The sequence below is a fragment of the Pseudomonas sp. 2822-15 genome (genome assembly GCF_002742515.1).
Classification (GTDB): domain Bacteria; phylum Pseudomonadota; class Gammaproteobacteria; order Pseudomonadales; family Pseudomonadaceae; genus Aquipseudomonas; species Aquipseudomonas salomonii.
In genome coordinates, this window is sequence record NZ_LJRY01000456.1 from 1 (window position 1) to 231 (window position 231).

Sequence of the window (231 nt, forward strand, 5' to 3'; positions counted from 1 at the left end):
ATCGTTCGCTGAGCAAATTGCGCGATTTGTGACTAATCCGATCATTATACCAATACTACTATCCATAGGAAGTATGGGATTAGTACTTGAATTGTATTCACCAGGCTTCGGTGTTCCTGGTATAATGGGCTTATCTGCACTATTTTTATTTTTCTTCGGACATATGGTTGCAGGTTTTGCAGGGATGGAAACCTTTATACTGTTTGGTGTTGGTGTTGTACTACTCTTAAT

At 39.0% G+C, this 231-nt stretch carries 1 pseudogene; it reads left to right on the forward strand.

The window, feature by feature from the left end:
- Positions 1-28: 28 nt before the first annotated feature.
- Positions 29-231: pseudogene (locus tag AOA59_RS33025) on the forward strand (hypothetical protein); the annotation flags it as partial.